The 20337-nt window shown below is 47.8% G+C and carries 24 protein-coding genes; 22 read left to right on the top strand and 2 right to left on the bottom strand.

Going from position 1 to position 20337, the window contains the following annotated elements; all coding sequences use genetic code 11:
• Window positions 1–39 precede the first annotated feature (39 nt).
• Complete coding sequence (locus tag V5J35_RS24185; RefSeq protein WP_354011410.1) at window positions 40–777, bottom strand: DNA-methyltransferase; 738 nt, start codon at window positions 775–777, stop codon at window positions 40–42.
• Between the two features lie 105 nt (window positions 778–882).
• On the opposite strand from V5J35_RS24185, the gene V5J35_RS24180 reads away from it, so the two are divergent.
• The 10 genes from V5J35_RS24180 (at window position 883) to V5J35_RS24135 (ending at window position 7011) form a co-directional block, all read left to right on the top strand.
• Complete coding sequence (locus tag V5J35_RS24180; protein WP_354011411.1) at window positions 883–1239, top strand: type II toxin-antitoxin system HicB family antitoxin; 357 nt, start codon at window positions 883–885, stop codon at window positions 1237–1239.
• Between the two features lie 360 nt (window positions 1240–1599).
• Entirely contained in the window at window positions 1600–1875 is a 276-nt protein-coding gene (locus V5J35_RS24175) for an Acb2/Tad1 domain-containing protein (protein ID WP_354011412.1), read from the top strand.
• A gap of 65 nt (window positions 1876–1940) precedes the next feature.
• A complete protein-coding gene (locus tag V5J35_RS24170) occupies window positions 1941–2231 on the top strand; it encodes a hypothetical protein (RefSeq protein ID WP_354011413.1) in 291 nt (96 codons plus the stop codon).
• 5 nt (window positions 2232–2236) lie between these two features.
• On the top strand, window positions 2237–2674 hold the full coding sequence (locus V5J35_RS24165; protein WP_354011414.1) for a hypothetical protein: 438 nt from the start codon (window positions 2237–2239) through the stop codon (window positions 2672–2674).
• Window positions 2671–2940 (top strand): hypothetical protein, encoded by a 270-nt coding sequence (locus tag V5J35_RS24160; RefSeq protein WP_354011415.1) that lies wholly within the window; start codon window positions 2671–2673, stop codon window positions 2938–2940. Before V5J35_RS24165 ends, V5J35_RS24160 begins: the two co-directional genes overlap by 4 nt.
• 383 nt (window positions 2941–3323) lie before the next feature.
• Complete coding sequence (locus tag V5J35_RS24155) at window positions 3324–3767, top strand: hypothetical protein (RefSeq protein WP_354011416.1); 444 nt, start codon at window positions 3324–3326, stop codon at window positions 3765–3767.
• Between the two features lie 18 nt (window positions 3768–3785).
• The gene (locus tag V5J35_RS24150; RefSeq protein WP_354011417.1) at window positions 3786–4151 is read left to right on the top strand and encodes a hypothetical protein; all 366 of its coding nucleotides are present in this window, start codon (window positions 3786–3788) and stop codon (window positions 4149–4151) included.
• A 301-nt stretch (window positions 4152–4452) separates the two neighbouring features.
• Window positions 4453–5181, top strand: a complete 729-nt coding sequence (locus V5J35_RS24145; RefSeq protein WP_354011418.1) for a recombinase family protein — start codon at window positions 4453–4455, stop codon at window positions 5179–5181.
• A gap of 316 nt (window positions 5182–5497) precedes the next feature.
• Window positions 5498–6670: a DNA-binding protein gene (locus V5J35_RS24140; RefSeq protein ID WP_354011419.1), complete on the top strand. Its 1173-nt coding sequence runs from the start codon at window positions 5498–5500 to the stop codon at window positions 6668–6670.
• A 146-nt stretch (window positions 6671–6816) separates the two neighbouring features.
• The gene (locus V5J35_RS24135) at window positions 6817–7011 is read left to right on the top strand and encodes a hypothetical protein (RefSeq protein ID WP_354011420.1); all 195 of its coding nucleotides are present in this window, start codon (window positions 6817–6819) and stop codon (window positions 7009–7011) included.
• Between the two features lie 81 nt (window positions 7012–7092).
• Here the strand turns inward: V5J35_RS24135 and V5J35_RS24130 are convergent, their stop codons facing one another.
• Entirely contained in the window at window positions 7093–8094 is a 1002-nt protein-coding gene (locus tag V5J35_RS24130) for a replication initiation protein (RefSeq protein ID WP_354011421.1), read from the bottom strand.
• A 724-nt stretch (window positions 8095–8818) separates the two neighbouring features.
• Between V5J35_RS24130 and V5J35_RS24125 the strand changes: the two genes are divergently transcribed.
• The 12 genes from V5J35_RS24125 to V5J35_RS24070 all read left to right on the top strand — a co-directional run bounded on the left by V5J35_RS24125 (window position 8819) and on the right by V5J35_RS24070 (window position 20194).
• On the top strand, window positions 8819–9217 hold the full coding sequence (locus V5J35_RS24125; protein WP_354011422.1) for a hypothetical protein: 399 nt from the start codon (window positions 8819–8821) through the stop codon (window positions 9215–9217).
• Window positions 9195–9383 (top strand): hypothetical protein, encoded by a 189-nt coding sequence (locus V5J35_RS24120; RefSeq protein ID WP_354011423.1) that lies wholly within the window; start codon window positions 9195–9197, stop codon window positions 9381–9383. The genes V5J35_RS24125 and V5J35_RS24120 overlap by 23 nt, the downstream gene beginning before the upstream one ends.
• A gap of 125 nt (window positions 9384–9508) precedes the next feature.
• Entirely contained in the window at window positions 9509–10084 is a 576-nt protein-coding gene (locus tag V5J35_RS24115; protein WP_354011424.1) for a hypothetical protein, read from the top strand.
• Complete coding sequence (locus tag V5J35_RS24110; protein ID WP_354011425.1) at window positions 10081–10551, top strand: hypothetical protein; 471 nt, start codon at window positions 10081–10083, stop codon at window positions 10549–10551. The genes V5J35_RS24115 and V5J35_RS24110 overlap by 4 nt, the downstream gene beginning before the upstream one ends.
• Window positions 10552–10554: 3 nt before the next feature.
• Entirely contained in the window at window positions 10555–11850 is a 1296-nt protein-coding gene (locus V5J35_RS24105; RefSeq protein WP_354011426.1) for a hypothetical protein, read from the top strand.
• Between the two features lie 2 nt (window positions 11851–11852).
• Window positions 11853–12815 carry a hypothetical protein gene (locus V5J35_RS24100; protein WP_354011427.1) on the top strand — a complete coding sequence of 321 codons (963 nt, stop codon included), beginning with the start codon at window positions 11853–11855 and terminating at the stop codon, window positions 12813–12815.
• Window positions 12805–13116 (top strand): hypothetical protein, encoded by a 312-nt coding sequence (locus tag V5J35_RS24095; protein ID WP_354011428.1) that lies wholly within the window; start codon window positions 12805–12807, stop codon window positions 13114–13116. The genes V5J35_RS24100 and V5J35_RS24095 overlap by 11 nt, the downstream gene beginning before the upstream one ends.
• Window positions 13097–13414, top strand: a complete 318-nt coding sequence (locus V5J35_RS24090; RefSeq protein ID WP_354011429.1) for a hypothetical protein — start codon at window positions 13097–13099, stop codon at window positions 13412–13414. The genes V5J35_RS24095 and V5J35_RS24090 overlap by 20 nt, the downstream gene beginning before the upstream one ends.
• Window positions 13356–14609: a hypothetical protein gene (locus V5J35_RS24085; RefSeq protein ID WP_354011430.1), complete on the top strand. Its 1254-nt coding sequence runs from the start codon at window positions 13356–13358 to the stop codon at window positions 14607–14609. The genes V5J35_RS24090 and V5J35_RS24085 overlap by 59 nt, the downstream gene beginning before the upstream one ends.
• A 177-nt stretch (window positions 14610–14786) precedes the next feature.
• A complete protein-coding gene (locus tag V5J35_RS24080) occupies window positions 14787–16097 on the top strand; it encodes a phage head spike fiber domain-containing protein (RefSeq protein WP_354011431.1) in 1311 nt (436 codons plus the stop codon).
• Window positions 16098–16170: 73 nt separating this feature from the next.
• Entirely contained in the window at window positions 16171–19602 is a 3432-nt protein-coding gene (locus tag V5J35_RS24075; RefSeq protein WP_354011432.1) for a tail fiber protein, read from the top strand.
• Window positions 19603–19669: 67 nt separating this feature from the next.
• Window positions 19670–20194 (top strand): tail fiber assembly protein, encoded by a 525-nt coding sequence (locus V5J35_RS24070; RefSeq protein ID WP_354011433.1) that lies wholly within the window; start codon window positions 19670–19672, stop codon window positions 20192–20194.
• Window positions 20195–20337 lie beyond the last annotated feature (143 nt).

Below are 20337 nucleotides of genomic sequence, written 5' to 3'. Positions count from 1 at the left end.
ATTATTTAGTGTCAGGTAGCTGAGCCGTACAAGAATCCATCAACCCGCCTCAGCTGTTACGCTCGCCTGGCTGATCCGCTCCCGGGCGATACCAAAATAGTCACCATCCCTTTCAATGCCGATAAAGTGCCTTCCAGTCTGGACAGCAGCGACACCAGTCGTGCCTGAGCCCATACAGAAGTCCAGCACCGTTTCTCCTTCACTGGTGTACGTCTTAATCAGGTACTCCATCAGGGCGACAGGCTTCTGGGTAGGATGCCAACGACCGTCGTGTATGTGCATGTTGCTACTTGTCGCCTCAATGATCTGCGTCGGGTAATACACATTATTAAAAGCCTCTTTACGGCTGAAGTTGCCATAAACACTACTCTGGCCGCTGGTTACTTTCTTTTTGGGCTTGCCCCTGACCGTCATGATCGGGTTATAGGACACCTGCTTACTATAGAAAACGCAAACGTCCTCCACCCTGCGTAAAGGTTGCTTTTTGGCATTCAGGAAGCCGGTTACAGCTTTCTTGTCCCACACCCAATGGTACTTGAACATTTTCATGTTGGAGGCGATCAGGATAGTGGTAAATGGCTGCGCAGCGGTCATGACAATGGCGCCATTGGGTTTGATGATCCGTTTCAGCTGTTCCCACATCGGTTCCAGCGGGATAACGACATCCCATTTACACTGAGTCGTGCCGTAGGGCGGGTCAGCCAGAATAAGGTCTACAGAGCCATCGGGCAGGGTGGCCATCTTTTCCAGACAGTCGCCGTGTATCAGTTGCGTCATGGGAGTCCCCGTAAAAGCGGGGACTGTTGCAGAGCGCCTGAAAATGGTGTTTTAAATTATTTTTTAGGCCGTGGTAGGGTAGTTGGATGAAGAACGGAGGAAAAAATGAAACTTCAATATCCTGCTTACATTACCAGATGCGAAAACAGCTACCTGGTTAAGTTTCCTTGCTTTGGCTGGGGTGCGACAGAAGGGAAAACCCTGCAACAGGCTTTGTGTGAAGCAGTAGACTGCCTGGACGAGTTGATAGCGGCGACCATGCTGGAAGGGGAGCCCCTACCAGCACCGCAAGATATAGAGGCTGATAATATCTATATGGTCGCACCCTCAGCACCTATGGCAGCGAAGGCAGCTCTGTATCAGCAGTCTATGGAAGCCCAGACCCGTATCGAATCAGGAGAAGAGAAAACTTTCTCTCATGCTGAGGTCGGGGAGTGGCTGAAAGCAAAGGGTATGCTGTAGTGGTCGTTTGGTCGGATATGTCTCGAAACCACTTCCAAGTTAACAGGGGGAGTTTTGCGCACACAAAATAAAGTGCCAAATGCCCAATGGAACGAAAAGTTGCTCCAGCAAGAGCCTAAAAAGTTTTTTTCCTGTTCGGACTGAAAAAACTGTTGCCTAATGGTCGTGCGTCGTTCGGGGCATGACTCCTTTATATACCCTTCCCTCAGCATAAAGCGTTTGTTCCGGGCGACGTAGTTGGTTTGCTGAGTTTTTAACTTTATTCCCCCGCCGTGTGGATTCCTCCTTCCCCCACATACACGGCGGTTTTTTTTGCCTCAAAAACACTCCTTAAACGACTGCCATACAAGGGCTTACACAATGAAAGACCAACACACGAAAATCAAAGGCTACCGTGACCTTAGTCAAAAAGAAATTGACCTGATGAATAAGATCAAGGCCCACGCTGAAGAAACACAAGAGTTGCTTAACCAGGTAGGTGCTTTACGTGAGAGTCAGCAGCGTTTCGCTCCGACTGACGGGCTAACTGAAGAACAAATACAGGAATCAAGACGATGCCTTGCTCTGGCTAAAACCAATCTCCAGCAGGGTACTATGTGGTTTGTTCGTGCGGTTGCCTTACCGGATTCGTTTTAACTCGGCGAGCAGTATGGCTACGTCAGTAATGAACTGGCTGGGCAAGAGAGTTCAAAAGGTTGCAAATGAATCAAGTTAAAAGCCTGGATGACATCAAAGAAATCATCGTTCACTGGTCTGAAAGCGAATATATAAACAATGCCCTTGGTTGTGATGAAAATTACGACATAGAGAAAAAGGTTGATGTGTCCACTTTGGATAAGATGATTGAACCCGCAAGCGCAGGTGTTACAGGCGGCTATGACAAAACCAGCTTAACAGTAATGCTGAAAAGCGGTGAACTCTGGGCTAAAGAAAGTAAGTTCTATTTAGGTCGTTGCGATACTGGGCTATTGGATTTACTGAATAAAGGCTAATCGATATGGCATGTGAACATTGCACCGATCCTGACGGCGATCCTTGCTTACCTCAGTATGGACTTGCGCCACATACCCACGATTCAAAACAGAAAGACCCCAGTAAGTTTGATCTGGATGAATGGATTGGCGCTACACGGTTTTATCCGAGAGAAGAGTGGCCGGATACCTTCATTGAAGACCCCGCAGCGCCTAACCATGGTACGTGGTACTGCTCTTACTGTAAGGAAGGGTTGGAAGAGCACCGAACCCGACACGAAAAGATGATGCTCCTTTATGGCCTGGCACAACAGGCTGAGTTAATGCGCAAGAACGCAAAGCTGATGAAAAAATGGTATGGCGACTACACCAACTATATCGAACTATTGGGCGCCGCAAAGATTACTGACGACTGGGTAGCCAGTATCAGGCATGAGTTAGCAGGAAAAGAGAAATCTGAATGAACACAAAAGAATTACGAAAAGCAGCCAACTGCGTTTACCTGGTTGTTGAGGACGATAGCGTGGCTAATCACTTGTCAGTTCAGTTAGCTGAAGCAGCCAACTACATCGATGATATGAAAGAGCTGATGCACAAGTTGGGCGCCACCTACTACTACGGCGATTTTGTTGCTGAGTCTCCCAATGAAATAGATATAGAGCGATTGCTGAAAAAACATGGCTACCGGTACACGTCAGAGGATCAGCTCAAAGCAAACAGTACAGCGTGAACTTTTCGAGGGGAATGGGCGTTTTGCCGCCCGTTCATTAAAGCCGCCTTTTCAGGGCGGTTTTTTTTGACCTTAAAAATCATTGATTCTTAATTGCGTTTGTATTTTTGTAATCTGTATTACAAATTACAAAATATATAATTATTAGTTATATAAAATATTCATTATATGAAATTACTGGTTTTATATTGACATATTGAGATATCTAATAGGTTTTTAGTTTCGTTATGTCACAAGTAAACGGGTGTTTAGTTGTGACATTTACCTAAGCGTGGTACAGTCTGTTTGTGACATTTGCTTTGCCGAGCAATGTTTGTTTGTGACATTGGGCGTTATTCGTCCAATCACACCCAAAAAGCGACACTAAATAGGAGAATGGTCAGATGACGACCAATCAAAAGAACTATTCCGAGGTTTTCTACTCACTGAACGACCCGAGGGCATCACTGGTGCTCCAGAACAACAAGATCGTTTCAGAAAGTTCCCCCCACTGGCTGTGGGATTTTGTTTCCCATTCCATCAAGGTTGAGTGCGTGTCCCCGACCGGCAGGGTCATTGCCGTCCGTAGAAAGGGGCAGGAACTCACCGTCAAAACCATCGCTGACAATCCAGAGTTAGCCAACAACCTGATGCGTGCCTATCACCGTGGCCGGATGATGAGCCGCCGCCACTTCCGGAACAGTGCAGAACTACCCACCAATATAGCCGGTTTTGCCGAACTGGCCGGATACGACGTGCTGACCCCGGAAAGGAATTTTTTCAACGCCGGGTTTATCTCCCTTGAAAACCCGATTCAGTTTATCCAGCAACCCGACGCAGCTGCATAAATTAAGGAAGTAACTGAAGTGAATAAAACATATAGGAATAAAAAGATATTAGAGCTTCTGAATGCCGTGGGTAATGATGATTTGTCCAATCTAGGAGAATACGACGATGGAGTATTCAAGATAGAAGTTCGGCAACATAGACCCATGGGTTGTGCGGGTGTTTTTTATTATAAAGATAGAGCTATAGGCAATGCAGGATTTAGGGGGTATGTAATTAGCTTTATCAGGAATGAGGATATGCCTGAAAGCGGTACATTCATACACAAAACAGGGTTTGAAACCGATGCTGAAGCTATCAACGCCATGTGGGAAAGCCGACATAGTTTATTGGGGCCTCGGCCTGCAAAAAGGCCAACACGTCAGAAAAGCGCCCTAACCTGCTGATCTGCAAAGAAAAACCAATAAGTCGTTATCGTCGTATAAATAACGGGAATTTTTCATGCTGACTTCTCGATTCCCAACGTTTGAGATAGCGTCTTTCACTGCATCCTAAGCCCCGAAAACACTGGGCTTCAGGTTCTCGAAAACCCATCTCAAATGCATTTTCTCAATTCCGCCTATCTGTATGAGTTTTGAGAAAACTCAACGTAAAAGCGGTTTTGCAGGCCAAGCCCCTATTGATGCTCTTAGACGCATAACCGAGAGAGAAATACGGTCGCCTTCGGGTGGCCCTTAAGGATTGACCATGAGTGAACCCATTTACGCCATACCCTATTATCGGGTCAGTACCTCAAAACAGGAGGAGTCAGGGCTTAGCCTGGAAGGCCAGCAAAGGGCAGTGGCCGCCCTGTGTGAAGAAAAAGGCTGGGAGGTTTACCAGGAGTTTGTAGACATCGAATCCGGTAAGGGCTCCCGCACCAAATTCAGGACGCAAGTACTGGCCGCCCTGGACCTTGCCAAAGAGCTTGACCCGAACGGCAAGGGCCGGGCGGTACTGATTGTTTACAAGCTGGATCGTCTGGGCCGTAACGTCCACTTTCTGACCGGCGTGCGGGACTCTGGCGTGCAGATGTATATCATGGAAATGCCCAACGTCTCCCGGCTGGAATTCAACATCAGGGCGGTTGTGGCAGAGGAAGAAGTCGAACAAATCTCAAAGCGTACTATCTTCGCCCTGGACGTTCTTAAGCAAAAAGGCGTACCACTGGGGACACACAATAAAAAGGTCTATGCCGGGGTGCAGAAGTGTCAGGAGCGTTCCCGTAAGTGGCTGGCATCACTACGCCCGATACTGGAGCGTTATCTGAAGGCGGACTTCCGGGTTAATGACATAGTTGATGCTCTGAATGAGTCAGGCGTACCAACAGCCAGAGGACGATATAAATGGACTCGCCAGAATCTATATCGGGTATTGAATGCGTTGGATTTAAAAAAACGGGATTTTAAGAAAAGGCAGGCAAAGCAAGCAGCCTGAGAATAGGGAAAAGCCTGGCTGACATAGCCCAGTGTTCATTCATTTATTTGAGATGCAAAATAAACACTGTCAGCCAGGCTTGTCCGCATTCCCCGTACTGACCACGACTATACACGAACAAAGCGACAACTCAGGGCGACCAGCTTGCCGCACCGTATCAAACACGTAAACGGGTTGCCCTGATGCACGAATACACTCTGCGAGTTGCGTATAAGCGCCGTAGAGACTAACAACAAACACGGTATGTCTTGATCCGTAATAACTACGGACTTCAGGGCGCAAACCACTAATGAAGCAATAAAAACGGTTGGCAAACATGAGTGAAAGCAAAGAAATCAGTATCCAGGAAAGCCCCATAGAGCGTAAGCGCCGGGAAGCCAAAGACGCATTCCGGCATAAGGCCTGGGAGGCGTGCGAAAAGTTCGATATGGAGGGCATCACCTTCACTCACCAGGATATTCGCAAATACGTCGGCTATGGCTCCCTGACCGATATTGGTTTCGTGGTGCGTGACTATCGCCGGGAGAAGAAGCTGAAGCAGGTGCAGCATATCGCTGTGCCTGAAAACCTGAAGCGGTTGGGTGATCGCATTCTCCAGGAATACTGGGCCGATGCCGAGCGGGAAGCCAGCCACAAAGTTGAGGCCGTAGAAGAAAAAGCCCGTCAGGATAAGACTTTGGACGAAGAGCTGATATCCACGATCCGCATAGAAAAGGATGAGCTGCAGGCCAAGGTCAATGACCTGACCACGACCAATAGCAACCAGGCAGAACAAATAAAGACCCTGACCGAATACAAGTTTGAGGCGGTAGGCAAACTGGCATCGCTGGAAGAACGGATAAAAAGCGCTAAAGAGCATTATCGGCAGTTAAACGACTCCTACCAGGCAGAACAAAATCAGGTTGAACACCTCAAAACACAACTGAATACCCGCACGACCGAGCTGCGCCAACAGCAGGCGGCTCTGAAAGACGCTGAAACCGCCCGGACAACGCTGTCAGAGCAGGTCAGCCAGCTGAACATCAATCTGTCAGAGCGTGCCGCTGTTATTGCTGAGCTGGAGGACAAACTGACCCGGAGGGGTGAACGCTGCGATGAACTGGAAGCCCAGAAAACAGAACTACAGGGCAAAATCACCAGCCTGGAAGAGGATAAAACAGCCTGGACCGACAGGGAGCGTGACTACCTGAAGGAAATTAACGTTCTGGAGAAGCAACAGGCCAGTGCTGAAACCGAGCTGAAAAGCACCAAAGGGTCGCTACAGAAGTCTGAAGCCCTGAACCGATCCCAAGCCAAGCAGCTCTCTACCCTGACCGCCGACCACGCCACCATTGCGGAGCAGATGAAAGAGCTGGAACGGCAGAAAGCGACGCACGATGAAGCCTACCAGGCAACGCTTAAGGAGCTGGACACTACCCGGGCAGAACTGAACCAGGCAAAAGCTGAACTGAAGGAAGCCAGGAAAAAGCCAAAGAAAAAGGAACCTTAAGCGTTTGGTTTTCTAGGGGCATTTTCCGGCAGAAGCCACTAACCAAGGCGGGTTCAATAGTGATGTGGTTCCCATTCTGGCGGACAATATCAATTATCTCACCTTACAGTAGTCATTACAGTGGTCATTTTTGCCGGAGCAGTACCATGACCACCAGTATCGTCGATCAGCGCATAGAGCTGATTATTGATGTCTACATTGAGCGTTGGCAGCGGGGAGAACTCGGTTTTATGTCGGCACTGTTTGACCTGATGAAGATGGCAGATGCCCCGGAACTGGAGAAGATTCGCCGGGGTTATCCTCACCATGTAGCGGCCTTTCTTCGATGGCAGTCTGGTTGATTAATTTTTATGACAATTTCTTTTATATGCCCTGTTAATGACTAGTTTAATGATTCAAAACTAGTCATTAACAGGTAATCTCTAGTCACCATCAATATCCCAGCTTGTATCAAGAAGCCGATCAATAGTGCTTTTCGACTCTGGAGGCTTAGCGTAATCATCCTTGATAGCTTTAAGTAGATACTTTCCAGGGTGATTAATCTCTACGCTTCCCATAGCTTGCTGTTCCTGAACGTATTTCAGGTTACGTTCAATACGATCATTGTCGAACTCATTTTGAACCAGCGTAAGAATGTTATTAGGAAAATATGCTTTAAGCTGATCTTCCAGTGTCAGCTCTAAGGGTGTCACATCATGACTCTCTACCACCCCTTTAAAAGAGCGATTATGCTTAATGGCAAACTTTATTTTTCCTACTTTCCGACCAACCCTAATGGCTTCAAAATCAAAGCACAAATCAGTTTTCTCTTTCATTTCATCCTGACTATGGATAAGAATTGTTTTTTTGAAATCGAAAAATCTTGAATAGTGTTTGGGATCAATGCCAAGTATTCTTTTTAGTTCATCAAGGTCAACGGTAAGAAAACTTTGCCCATTATTTGCCGACATCGGGTGTGACTTTCTTAAAAGCTCATAAAGCCTTATAGCGTGACCTGACTTAATATTGCGGATTTGTTTAACCTGATATTGGGTAAAATTTTGTGCAAAATCCCTTATATGAGCTTCCATCAAGGGCTCAAATTTAAAACCAACGACTCTGTCTTTTTCAGAATAATGACAATAAGAAAAAAGCCCTGCGTGTAAGAAATCCATACTGTTTCTTTTTCTGAGCGTGATTGTTATTTTTTTTAGCTCAAGAGTCGTTTTATTGATCATTCTATAAGCAACGGATTCCGTTAACCCGAAGAACTTCGCATACTCAGGTATAGAAAATTGAAACTCAGGAAGAGGGCCTTTCCCTCTTGGGTCTACTTTGCTTATCAACGCCGCTGCGATTTTCTGAGAGGCAGCGGACAGCCTGTAGTGTCCTTCTATAAGCTCATTGCTTTTGACGACTAAATCATCCGTATTTATTTCAGACATCCCAGTTATACCGTGTAAAAATCCTCTAAACAACGAGAATAATAAAAATACTCGTTGTTTCCTACTGTTTTTTTAATGAAAGTGACATAGTCACCTGCTTTAAGTGACATAGTCACCTGCTTTAAGTGACATAGTCACCTGCTTTAAGTGACATAGTCACCTGCTTTAAGTGACATAGTCACCTGCATTTAATCCCTACAGCCCACGGATAGCAAGGGCTGTAGGGAAGGGTAAAACAGGAAAAACAGGAAAAACAAGAAAAACAAGAACAAACAGGACGACTCTGTCAGTTTGTTGGTTCAAGTTTTTGGATATACATATAGAGCCAACACTTAGGGCTATACATTGTTTTCAGTTTGTAGCAGGCGAACATATATAAGTCGGTTACAACTTATCCACAATTTCAGGGGATAAGGCTGTGGATAGGGCTTTATTATCGGTTTGTTGAAAGGTCTACAAAAAACCTGTTCGTCTTGTGTATTGGCAGACCATCTTGACTAAATTCGCCATTTTCTCAAAGAAAAGCTCTACTTTTGACAAATAATGTAGAGCTTTAAAGGTAATCTGTAGACATTAAGGTGGAAAACACCATCGATCTTTCTACGTTTTACCCCAAATCTTTCCACCTTTAGATAATTATTTTGTTGAGCACGAGCCAAAAAAAACCTTTACGAGAATCAGCTACTAATCCCGGTTAGCTTCAGTTTTTTGTCTGGAGCTACCTGTGATACCAACACCACCTACCCCCGCACCCTGGGGCATTCACCCCGATGAAGATACAAACAGCTCAGCCGAACTGAAGGTTGCTCCGGTTGCCGGTGAATCAGTGCCAGGCAACTACTACGATCCCGCTATTGGCAGAGTCCATAACAACCCGTACTACAGCCACACTGACGGCAGAGCAGACGCCAACAGTCAGTTAATCCGGATGGCTCCCGAGTTACTGGATGCTTTGAAGCAGGTACTTTTCGGCAGGATTGAACCGAAAGCTATACGACAGTTGATTGCTCAGGCCTACGGGCAGGAATCCTTTCAGACCTGGATGACTCTGCCTGGTCCGGAACTGGAAACCGTCTGGCAAAACCTTCAGGAGGCGGAGCGTGCTACCCAGTCAGGCGATTAACTTTCTGGGAGTCCTGCAATACTCCCTGCTGACTTCCATGCTGGTTGTTACCCTGGGCTACCCGAGACGAACGTTTTTCAATAAACGGTTTGCCCTGGTGGCTCTGGCGATGGGATGCCTGCAGGCAGAGCTGACCACTGGGTTTATCCATAAATTTTTTATTTAACAGTCAATGCCGAGATACGGGCATACGGTAGCCGCTGATTCAAAATTAGTGGGCAGTGTATGTCTGATCCATCCATCAAGAAAATATTCACTGTCTCGCTGTTAGGGTCACAGCGGGTCAAGTGTATGGCTGCGTATAATGGCGAGGCACTGGTTATACAGTCCATGGAAGCCGTCTCAGGGCTTTTTGGCACTTGGCGCAAGCCGTTAGAGCAGGAATGCAAAAAAAACGCTGAGAGCGGCTTTATCGTCCTTGTAGAGGAAAGGGGAACAGCGTTCTTTTCCCAGTACGGCTCTCAAGTCTTGTTTGACGATATCGACCCGGAAGAGAAGCGCACCTATCAAAACATCGCCTTTGACCTGTACTACTCCCTGACCGCCATGGGCGACACGTCCGGTAATCGTCACGGTAATTTGGTGGTAGCGTCCGGGCTGGAACGTCACTTGTTAACGGGCAACGTCGTCAACGTGGAGCAGGACGAGAAAGGCCGTAACCGCTATGACATCGAACCAGACCGGTTCTCTGGCTACCATCGGTCAATGTTACTGGCCGTACTGGCTGCACAGTTTTTCAATCCGCCAACCGACGAGTACCTGCAGGAGTTTTTTAAATACATTGGCGGTACACCGGATAAGCCGAAACCACTGCGCACCATTGAAGCCGTGATAGCGTCCCGCAACGCAAACGGGGGCTTTCAGTGATGCAGGCCATTGCCAAGATAGACCCGTTGAATATTGCTGACCCGCTGTACCGTAGCGGCTTGTATGCCGAAATACGCCGGCCGTTAGACGACTGGGATCGATGGGAGGTGTCCATTGATGAGGTTCTGCGACCTGACCTGATAGCCCAACGCTACTACGGGAGTGTCCGGTTCAAGTCCGTTGTTGCTGTCGCTGCCGGGCTGGATGATTACCGGCAAAGCCTGGCGCCGGGTATTGCCATACCGTTGCCGCCTGTCGTGTGGTTGCGGCAGAGAGTGAAATACTGGTCAGAGCTGAGTGATGAAGACGGCGCTATTGTCACCAGAGCCGACGTGGTGACGCCGGAAGTTCTGGAGCCACCTGCACCAGTGCGCACCGTCAGGCACACCATCAGGATCGATCAAGAAAAGCCCCGGACAACCCGCTCCGGCTTGCCCAGTTTTTTCCGACTGCTGGCAAAGGGGTAACGCATGGCTGAGATAGAGTTACCCGGTCAGGCGTCAGGGAAGAATCCCTTTGAAGGGCTGGACTTCAAAAAGGTCAATAAACACTTTACGGAACTTCGCAAGCTGGCGAACGCCGAAAGACGGGAAGCACAGCGTACACTGTCGCCGGGGACGATCCGTAACGCTATCCGGTCAGGCAAGCTGCCGGCCAACCTTGAAGTCGTCATAGGTCAGAAAGAAACCGGCGAGCCCTTCACGGTTGATGACCTCAAAGCCTTCTCTAAAACCCGCCAACGGTTAGAGCGGCAATATAACAAACACGTCGGCGTCACGATGCCTCAGCTGGTGGCCGCTTCCCTGCCGGTTGATATTGAAAGAGCCAATGAAGAGATCAAGTCTGCCAGAGTATACCGGGTACACGGCGATACCCTGACCTTTGTCGTCACCGCCTCGCAAAAATACGACGCCGACTGGCACCAGGTACGGGTACAGCTGATGTGGTGGAATCAGGCAATGACCGGGATGCGGACACCACTGTCAGCGGTCAAAAAAGCCTGTCAGGGAGCGGTTAAGTTCGACTGCAGTTGTGGTCGTCACCAGTACTGGTATCGATACATTGCGAACGTCGGCGGCTTTTCATTAAGACCTTTTGAGAAAGACTTTCCCAAAATACGCAACCCTCAAGGCGTTGGCTGTTGCTGCAAGCATGTTTTAAAGACCTTCAAAGCGTTGATGTCCCCGACTGTCCAGGCCGTTTTATCCAATGAAATGAAACGCCAGGCGGAACAGGTTGGCTTTGGTTCGGATTCACGCACTAAGTATCTGACCAAAAAGGATTTAAAAAAGCTCGACCGTGCTCGCCCTGGACAGATCAACCAGGAGAAAGCAAAAGCCACCCTGAAGCAAATGGAGCAGGTACAGAAGCGTTTTCTGGCTCAACTGGGTAAAGACTCCAAAAAAGAGTTTCGTAAGCTCACAAACGAAAAACGGGCGTCTCTGAAGAAACGAGCGAAAGAGCTGGATCAACGGGATAAAGCGATCCGGAAAAAAGAGCGGGAAGTTGCCCGACGTGAAAAGGCCCTGCAGAAAGAGGCTGATGCTATGGCTCGTAAAGCTAAATCGGCTGTCCAGAAACACAAGGCCCAGAAGGCGGTGCGATCCAAACAGCCCAGTAAAACCGCTGCCATTAAATCAGACCTTAAGAATCAGCTGGAGTTTGCCCGTATGTATAACATGCCGGCCTCAACGGTTTACGCCAAAGTGGCGGACATCAACAACATGAGCGTAGCCGCCGTGAAAAAACTGGCTCAGGAGTTGTAAGCATGGCGATTACTGCCAGAAACCATTTACCCGTCACGAACCAGGTAGCGGAAGACCTGGTAAAGATCATTGACCAGGCGCCTACAGGCTTTGACCTGCTGGTATTCAAGGCCCAGATAGACGACACAGAATCAACGGTTGATATGCCTGACCCGGTAGGCAACCTGGAAGCGAGAGAAAAAACTATTTCCTTTGCTGACCCGGTAGTGTCCAGAGCGATAATGCTGCCTAACGATCACCCTGGGCTATCACTGGCTTATGGCTTCGGGGAACTGGATCACATGGACGAACCGGTATCCATTGTGCTGAAAGAACCCAATGTACCGGAACAAAGTGTCGTCTGGTTTGAAGAGCAGGTATCTGCAGACCGGGTAAAAGTGACCTTGCTGTACGTGCTGAAATCGGAACCCGTTGGCGCTAACGGTCAGGCGGGATCAGTGCATGTTCTGATGCCGTTTGCGCAGGGGATCGATACGCTACCCGACGTTATTTACGATGAGGATGGAATGCCAACCTGGACACCGAAACCATTAGGGCAAGGTCTGAAAGATCAGCTGGCGAAGCTGGTGGACGCAGTGCCGTCCGATGATGCCCTGGACATCATGCGGGAACCTACACCGATGATCAGCATGGATGATGACCTTGACGAAGACACCCTTAACAAGCAGGCAATTGCCGGTAGTCGTAAGTATTCGGTCATGGCTGATTTTGTCCATGATCTGAAGCACTCCGATGCAGAAATGCCAACGGACATTGATTTGTATGACCACGAGCCACAGCTGAGAAAAGCCGCTCAGGCTATCGCTGATTCCAGCGTGGATACCCCGACTGAAGTCCCTGAAAAATCCCTTGATGACCTGCTCAATGAAGAGACGCTAAACAACCAGGCTATAGCGGCGTCTGAAAACATTGAGCGGGTAACGAATCTGTTTGAAACACTTGGAGCAATCAAGCATGACGGCTGATGCCATTAACACAGTAAAAAATGAAATTTCAGAGCAGGTGACGGCACTGAATGGCTTACTGGTCACTCTGCAGGAGGCGCAAGCGGCTCCCGGTCTGTTGAATCCGGTCCAGGCGATCATTAAGGCAATGGGAGTTGTTACTGAAGGGCTTACAGCCTGTCAGGCGTCAGAAACAGAAGCCTGCTTAGGTGTGGCCCGTAAGCTGATTCTGCAATCGGAAGAACTGCACCAGGTAGGGCATCGATGGGCTGAGTTGAAACGCAAAGGTGATCAATTGGCAAATGACTGCCCCCAAACTTAAAGACTTAACCACGACGAAATACGTCGATGACCGGGTTGCGGAGGTGATTGAATCCGCCGCAACCCGCAAGGAACTGAGGGAGACGGAAGAAAGGCTACAGGCACAGGTTGATGTTCATACCGATGAGTTTGAACACATCGAAACCGCTTTAGTCCAGATTACCTCTGATTTAAACGACACACTTGGAAAGGCTGTCAATGAGCAAGAAAAACCTCGTAAACAAACTCTTAGAGAGCGATTTGCCCGAATTACCGGCTTATCTCCAGGAGCTTGTAGACGCAGTAAGCAAGGTCATTAAGGCCTTTGAAAGCAATATCAGTGATCTGGCAACAGCGGTTGCCGGTAAGCTGGGTAAGGATGAAAAAGCAGTTGATTCCGCCAAACTGGGCGGAAAGTTGCCATCTGCCTATTCTGATGCGGATCATACCCACGATGAATTCATCCATAACCACGATGAGCGTTATTCAAAGCTGGATCACTCCCATAGTGCCGGTGACGTAGGCGCCTACTCGAAAACAGAAGCAGATAACCGTTTTCTGGGTATTACTGCTCAGGCTGAGAGCGCAAAGAAAGCGGATCGTGCTACAGCGGCAGACGACGCCGACACGGTGAATGGTAAAACTGTTGGGAAGTCTGTACCGGCCAACGCCGTGTTTACGGATACACAGCGGGATATTACTGACAGTGTAACCACCAACAGCTCGGAAGTATCGGCGTCTGCCACAGCGGTACGCACGGTTAACAGCAAAGCTGAGGATGCCTTAGACAAAATCGACGAATTGAATGCCAGTATCGTCGGTCAGTTTAAACACCTTGGCGGCGTTGATCTTTCCAGTGGTGAGTATCCGGACAAGCCGGAATATTCAGCCATCTGGCATGTGCAGGAAGGTGGTACAGTGGGCGAAGAAACCCACGTTGCCAATGCGTCCACAAAATCCAGTGAAACCTATGAGAAGGGCGATAGCCTGGTTTATTCCCTGGACCTTGATATGTTTTACAAGGTTGAGGATAAAGCCAGTATTTCATCGGATGAGGTCTACCAAAAATTCCTGCAAAAGGATGAGCAGGCGGCTGACTCTGCCAAGTTGCAGGGTAAATCAGCCAGTGCGTTCGCTACTGCGGGTCATGACCATGACGACGACTATGCAGCCAAGTCCCATAATCACAGCATTGGTCATGTAACGGGACTACAGGATAAGCTGGATAGCAAGTCTGACGATGACCACGACCATGATGCGGATTATCTGGGTATTACTGCCAAGGCTGTAGACTCTGCCAAGCTGAATGGTCAGGCGGCAAGTTTCTATGCCACGGCAACGGGTCTGAGTGGTGTTAAAACCACGGCTGAAGCGGCAAAGTCCCTTGCTGAAAGCAATGAGGCGGAAATCTCAGAAATGCGTCCGGAGCTGGATACCGCAACAGAGATAACCGGTGATCTGGTGTTGCTGTGTGCGCATCTGACTGAGCTGCTGAATGACTCAGTGACGGCTTAAACAGTCATTGTCTGGTGTTGCTGAGGGAGCCAGACAAAAAAAACTTTAAAAGCCTGCCTGTAACTCTGTTTGTAACGTCGGTGCAACGCCGATGAATAAACAGGACATCACTTGAAAAATCTTGTCTCTGCTGGTGGCATAGTTCCCGCTGGCTCACTCCCCCCGTTGCCCAAATACATGCAAGAATTGGTTGATGCCGTTGAGGCATTAATCGCTGACTTTGAAAAAGAATTTGAACAGCTTTACCAGGCGGCGGACAAGTTCAGGGATCACGTTGATAACCACCATCGCTATGCGGTTCCGCACCCTGATCTATGGCTACCGTTGACCAGTGATCACCACTTGCGGGAAGGGTTTGGAGGGACAGAGTTCCGTCGAAACAGTCCGGGGTTTTACGTCAATAAATCAGGCTATCCGGTACGGGCAGGTGTGGACGAGCTGCGTATTGAAAAAAAAGGCTATCTGGTGGAACAGCGCAGCACCAACCACAGTGCTTATAGCAATAAGCCCGGTGAATGGCGGCAGTCTGCCAATGTTGAAATCAAGGAAGGTGGTCAGTTTGGTGACTTGAATATCGCCATTGTCACCCCGAAAGCAGAAGGAACAAAGCGACTTTACCGGGCGGTGGCGGCAGACCTTTCAGGCACGAAAGATGGAGCGATCACCTGCAGTTTGTTTGTGAAAGAAGATGACTATAACGAGTACCGGTTCCGGTTTGCCTCTGATTCAGTTTTTTATGCGGATATTGTGATTGATATTGCAACGGAAGAGCGCATTACCGGAGGCGATCTGCCGTTTAAGTTCGACTATCTGGCTGAAGGCTGGAAACGGGTATCAGTCACCTACACACCGCCTGACCCTGAACGACTTAAAACCATAAAAGGCGAGGTGTGGCTGTATATCGATGGTCGGGCTGACAGCGAGCCTGATGGTGAAAGCTCATTCACTTGTGCCGGTCATCAGTGGGAAGCTCTGCCGTTCGCCAGTTCCTTGATTGAAACCGATGACACAGCCGCTACCAGACAACCGGACTATCTGGACGTTGACGTAGAAAATAACTGGACGCCGCACGGTTACACCATGCACCTGAAGGGGTCGCTATTGGCTGGTTATGAAGGGCATTCAATGGCGTTTTTTGGTGTGCCTGGCTACAGCTACAACCTGCTCAGGAGAAATTCAACGTCCAGTGTTAACCATATCCGTTGGTATACGGACAGCTCTGGTTGTGGCTTCCATGTTGACGATATCACTGAAACCAATTCATTCACTCTGGTATCCCATGGCTCAGGAAACACCAAAAGAGCGTATGTTAATGGCTTGTTTGTAGATGAGAGAGTCACACCTGATACTAACCCGGGTACACCAAACAGGATTGCCATCGGTTACTCCGGCAATAGTGGCGGCTCTACCGGATTTTTCGGGCATATCGCTGACTTTCGGGTTTATCTGGAACCGCTAAACAGTTACCAGGCTATGACGCTGGGTTAAAAAATAATTTAACTGCTCCCTGTTTTATCCGCCTGTAGGTTCGGCTTAAATTGTCGTTCTACAGGCTTAAAACGTGTCCAGAAAAGGCTACTCATTTGATTCGCTCGTTCGTGAAGTGGAAGCGCACCACGGTAACGAGGACAATCCCCATAACCTTGATAAAAAACAGTTGGATTTGGGTAACGTTGATAACGTCCAGCAGGCTCCAATTGATCGGAAAATCAATACGACAGCACCATTACAGGGAGGCGGTGATCTGACGGCCGACCGTACTTTGTCGGTGCGTGCTGCAACAACCGAATTGACCGGTGTCAGCAAATTAAACGACGCAATTGATAGCAAAAGCACTACAGAATCAGCAACCCCTAACGCCGTCAGGCAGGCTTATGAGCAGGGTACAGAAGGCATAGAAAAAGCTGAAGATGCCTTAGATAAAATCGACGAATTGAATGCCAGTATTGTCGGTCAGTTTAAACACCTGGGCGGCGTTGATCTCAGCTCTGGCAAGTATCCGGATAAGCCTGAATACTCAGCTATCTGGCACGTCCAGATCGGCGGCACAGTGGGCGAAGAAACCCACATTGCCAATGCTTCTACAAAATCCAGCGAAGTTTATGAGAAAGGCGATAGTCTGGTGTATTCCCTGGACCTTGATAAGTTCTATAAGGTTCAAGATAAGGCCAGTATTTCATCAGATGAAGTCTACGATAAGTTCCTGCAAAAAACGGCTAAAGCTGCGGATACTGGCAAGGTCGATGGTAAAGACGCAAGACATTTTAACCACGGTACTAATACCCGAGGCATGATAGCCGGTTCTGTCAATGAATCCCCCGAGCGAGGAGGTTTTATTGATGGGACAAATGGAGGGGCCAACCCAACTGGTAATCGTGCCATAGGTTTTCAGGCCGTTGGCGATGGTGGAACCAGAATGTTCCAAATTCTGTCACCGACCGTGAACACAGAGGTATGGTTCAGAAGTAAAGACTACCAAAACGGTGACTGGCGAGGTTGGGGCAAGTTTTTTAGCACGCTGGATAAGCCGAAAGTAGCCGACGTTGACGGTCTTCAGGGAGAGTTAAACAAGAAATCTGATACGGGACACGAACATAGTGATCTGGTCAAAAAGTCTGGAGATACAATTTCTGGTCATTTGAGAGTTGAGAACGGCGCTCTACCTTGGTACGAAATGCCAGAAAAACCAGAAGATAGCGCAGCTGACTACCCACAGGGGTTGTCTGTTGGAAATATTACGAGTGGGTCTAATAACGGATGGCCGACGAGTCACACTACAGTTTTGACTGTTAAAGCGGGCTCTTCAACCACTAGAATGATTCAAATATTGGGAGACAGTAATAGCCATCGCTTGTACTGGCGTTCTGCTCATAACTCAAGTTCTGATCCGGGTTTCTGGAAACCTTTTCGGAAAATCTACCATGAAGGTGATAAGCCATCCTCGGAGGAAATTGGCGCTTCTCCTGAAGACCATAACCACGACAATGACTATCTGGGTAAAACAGCCCAGGCGTCTGACTCTGCCAAGCTGGATGGAAAAGCGGCATCGAGCTTTGCAACAAGCGGCCATAATCACGACTCTGTGTACTCAAAAACTGACCATACGCACAGCGGTTATGCCAGCAGTAACCATAACCACGACAATGACTATCTGGGTAAAACAGCCCAGGCGTCGGACTCTGCCAAGCTGGATGGTAAAGCGGCATCGAGCTTTGCAACAAGCGGCCATAATCACGACTCTGTGTACTCAAAAACTGACCATACGCACAGCGGTTATGCCAGCAGTAACCATAACCACGACAATGACTATCTGGGTAAAACAGCCCAGGCGTCGGACTCTGCCAAGCTGGATGGTAAAGCGGCATCGAGCTTTGCAACAAGCGGTCATAATCACGACTCTGTGTACTCAAAAACTGACCATACGCACAGCGGTTATGCCAGCAGTAACCATAACCACGATTCGGTATATGTACGCACAACATTTGATTATGACAAGCCTGCGTCAGCGAATAGGGGCGACCTACACCATACAAAATTTGCTCTGAAAGATACGGATGAACGTGAAAAAATTACTTTTCATCGAGAGCGAACACGCATGGAGCTTTATTATAATTATGTAAGCTATAAGAATTATCTTTACAGGGTTACAAACAACGCTCCTCGCATCGTAGAGAGGTCAGGGAACTATGGCCTCACATGGACTGAAATAGGTAGTTTTCCAGCAGGAACGAAAGCTCTGCACAATATAAACGAAACATGCTCTCATGCTAATTCTCCCGTATTCATACATAAGCATTTTCTTTGTTATCAACAAGGTCGGCATTTGAAATATGTTGATTTAGAATCAACACCGTTTCGGTGGAGGGACTACGCACTTGGTTTAGGTGGTATCCAAAACGTTGTAGTTATGTTTACAACTAATTCCAACATCTTGGTTTTGGCAAAAAAAGTACGGGAAAATATGTCTCAGGACAGAAATTACAGGTTAACAATATCCTCCAGTGGTAATGTTTCCCGCAGTTCTGAGACTGGTCGATATGTTCCCGATGATGTTAGGCAAGATGATTTATTTATCCATCCTACCAGTTATAAAAATCGCCAAATTGCTATCCTTGGGTCTTCCCTTTTGGATCAAGATAGTACGAGTGTAATTTCATTTACGCATTTTATATACAATTCTACCGGATCGAGTTCTGGCTGGCGTATGATTAGACCTGAGCAACCTTCTGACGGTGGCGGTTTGGTTTACAGAGGACATGGCGCACTCAGTATGAATGACCGTTATGTTATGTACTCTGATCGGACTCGTATGCTGGTGTGGGAACTTTCAAGTATGAAATTGGTTAGAGATATTGAGCTGAGTCGTAATCCTAATCTTGGGACTTGGGACGGCTATGGTGTTGCACGATTCTTAGCTGAAAGGACAATTGTTAAGGACTTGGATGATATAGAGATCAGCTATGATCTTGGTCAGAACTGGGAGCGTGTTCTTGATAACGAGCAGGCCCGAGAAAACTCTGGCCGGTATCTAAGGCACATGAACTCAGAGGTGCTGATTACTGACAGTCGAGTTTATGATGGTGATGATCTGCAGGACTGGCGCGTTTCATACGGTGTCATGAGGCCTAAAAACTCTGAATACGGGACGGTAACAGAAGTTTTTGACGGTGAAAATTGGTGTCTGCCGATTGATCACAGGCTTTTGGATTCGATTCAAGAAGGTCAATACATTGTAGAAGAGGGTACAAACTTCAAGGTGTTTAACGACGGCTATAAGGAGTGTTGGGGGACTGCTATAGGCGACTCCATAAAAGCCCACCTACCCGTTAAGTTTTTTTCAACAGATTACGAAGTCGAGCTAAAGCCTTTCGGGAGCGATCAGTTCAGCTATTCCATTGTTTCTGAAAAGGTACTTGAAATGAAGTGTATTGAAAGGCTCGAAGGCGACAGCGGATCACCCGCAGTATGTGAATGGCGTTGTAGCGGCTTTTAAATTTATTTTTAAATGTTGCCTGCATAGCTGATCAGTACCTTGACTGTTTTTCAGTTGAGGTATATTTATGCACTTCTTTATTGACTTAGTTGAACATATTGTCACAGTTGATGGCGTGACTGTTGGTTGGGATTTGAGTGAATATGATGTCCCGGGAAACGTGTCTACTTTTGAATGGCTAGGGGAGTCCGGCATTGTTACTTTCAAAGGTGATAAAGAGCCGGAGGAAACTCGTAATTATACTCGTTATCAGCCAATACTGGATGATTTTGAAAAGCAGAAAGAGTTTGCACTTAGTCCCGTTGCAGACAACGAGCAGAAACGCTACCAGCGTTTGGTTGCTCAGCGGGATAAACATCTGGATGAAACTGACTGGATGGTGATGCGTGAGAATGAGCGCCGTATCATGAAAACTAATCGTTTTTTGTCGGATAAAGATTTCTTCGAGCTGTTGACCTACCGTGATGATCTTCGGAAGTTGCCGCAATACTACACGCATTCAAATGACTGGGTATGGCCGAAAGTCCCCCAGTGTGTTATCCGTGCCAGAAACCCTGAGCGTGTTAAGCCTGAGCAAGCTCCAGTGGTTTAAAAAAACATTTTTGTAACTTCTATTCATAAGCCCAGATACCCTGACAGTTTTGCTCTCAGGGTATTTTTTTATGAAAAAACAGCTACTACTCAAACTGGCTATTCAGCTGGGCAAGCGCCTTTTCAACCGCAAACCCAAAGGCG

The sequence above is a fragment of the Endozoicomonas sp. NE40 genome (assembly GCF_040549045.1).
Lineage (GTDB): Bacteria > Pseudomonadota > Gammaproteobacteria > Pseudomonadales > Endozoicomonadaceae > Endozoicomonas_A > Endozoicomonas_A lisbonensis.
The sequence above is the reverse complement of the archived record's forward strand: the minus strand, read 5'-3'. Positions and strand labels throughout refer to the sequence as shown.

Excerpts from the sequence above, each read along its gene's own strand:
- V5J35_RS24185 (WP_354011410.1), bottom strand. The coding sequence starts at position 777 with ATGACGCAACTGATACACGGCGACTGTCTGGAAAAGATGGCCACCCTG.
- V5J35_RS24180 (WP_354011411.1), top strand. The coding sequence starts at position 883 with ATGAAACTTCAATATCCTGCTTACATTACCAGATGCGAAAACAGCTAC.
- V5J35_RS24175 (WP_354011412.1), top strand. The coding sequence starts at position 1,600 with ATGAAAGACCAACACACGAAAATCAAAGGCTACCGTGACCTTAGTCAA.
- V5J35_RS24170 (WP_354011413.1), top strand. The coding sequence starts at position 1,941 with ATGAATCAAGTTAAAAGCCTGGATGACATCAAAGAAATCATCGTTCAC.
- V5J35_RS24165 (WP_354011414.1), top strand. The coding sequence starts at position 2,237 with ATGGCATGTGAACATTGCACCGATCCTGACGGCGATCCTTGCTTACCT.
- V5J35_RS24160 (WP_354011415.1), top strand. The coding sequence starts at position 2,671 with ATGAACACAAAAGAATTACGAAAAGCAGCCAACTGCGTTTACCTGGTT.
- V5J35_RS24155 (WP_354011416.1), top strand. The coding sequence starts at position 3,324 with ATGACGACCAATCAAAAGAACTATTCCGAGGTTTTCTACTCACTGAAC.
- V5J35_RS24145 (WP_354011418.1), top strand. The coding sequence starts at position 4,453 with ATGAGTGAACCCATTTACGCCATACCCTATTATCGGGTCAGTACCTCA.
- V5J35_RS24140 (WP_354011419.1), top strand. The coding sequence starts at position 5,498 with ATGAGTGAAAGCAAAGAAATCAGTATCCAGGAAAGCCCCATAGAGCGT.
- V5J35_RS24135 (WP_354011420.1), top strand. The coding sequence starts at position 6,817 with ATGACCACCAGTATCGTCGATCAGCGCATAGAGCTGATTATTGATGTC.
- V5J35_RS24130 (WP_354011421.1), bottom strand. The coding sequence starts at position 8,094 with ATGTCTGAAATAAATACGGATGATTTAGTCGTCAAAAGCAATGAGCTT.
- V5J35_RS24115 (WP_354011424.1), top strand. The coding sequence starts at position 9,509 with ATGGCTGCGTATAATGGCGAGGCACTGGTTATACAGTCCATGGAAGCC.
- V5J35_RS24105 (WP_354011426.1), top strand. The coding sequence starts at position 10,555 with ATGGCTGAGATAGAGTTACCCGGTCAGGCGTCAGGGAAGAATCCCTTT.
- V5J35_RS24100 (WP_354011427.1), top strand. The coding sequence starts at position 11,853 with ATGGCGATTACTGCCAGAAACCATTTACCCGTCACGAACCAGGTAGCG.
- V5J35_RS24095 (WP_354011428.1), top strand. The coding sequence starts at position 12,805 with ATGACGGCTGATGCCATTAACACAGTAAAAAATGAAATTTCAGAGCAG.
- V5J35_RS24090 (WP_354011429.1), top strand. The coding sequence starts at position 13,097 with ATGACTGCCCCCAAACTTAAAGACTTAACCACGACGAAATACGTCGAT.
- V5J35_RS24080 (WP_354011431.1), top strand. The coding sequence starts at position 14,787 with ATGCAAGAATTGGTTGATGCCGTTGAGGCATTAATCGCTGACTTTGAA.
- V5J35_RS24070 (WP_354011433.1), top strand. The coding sequence starts at position 19,670 with ATGCACTTCTTTATTGACTTAGTTGAACATATTGTCACAGTTGATGGC.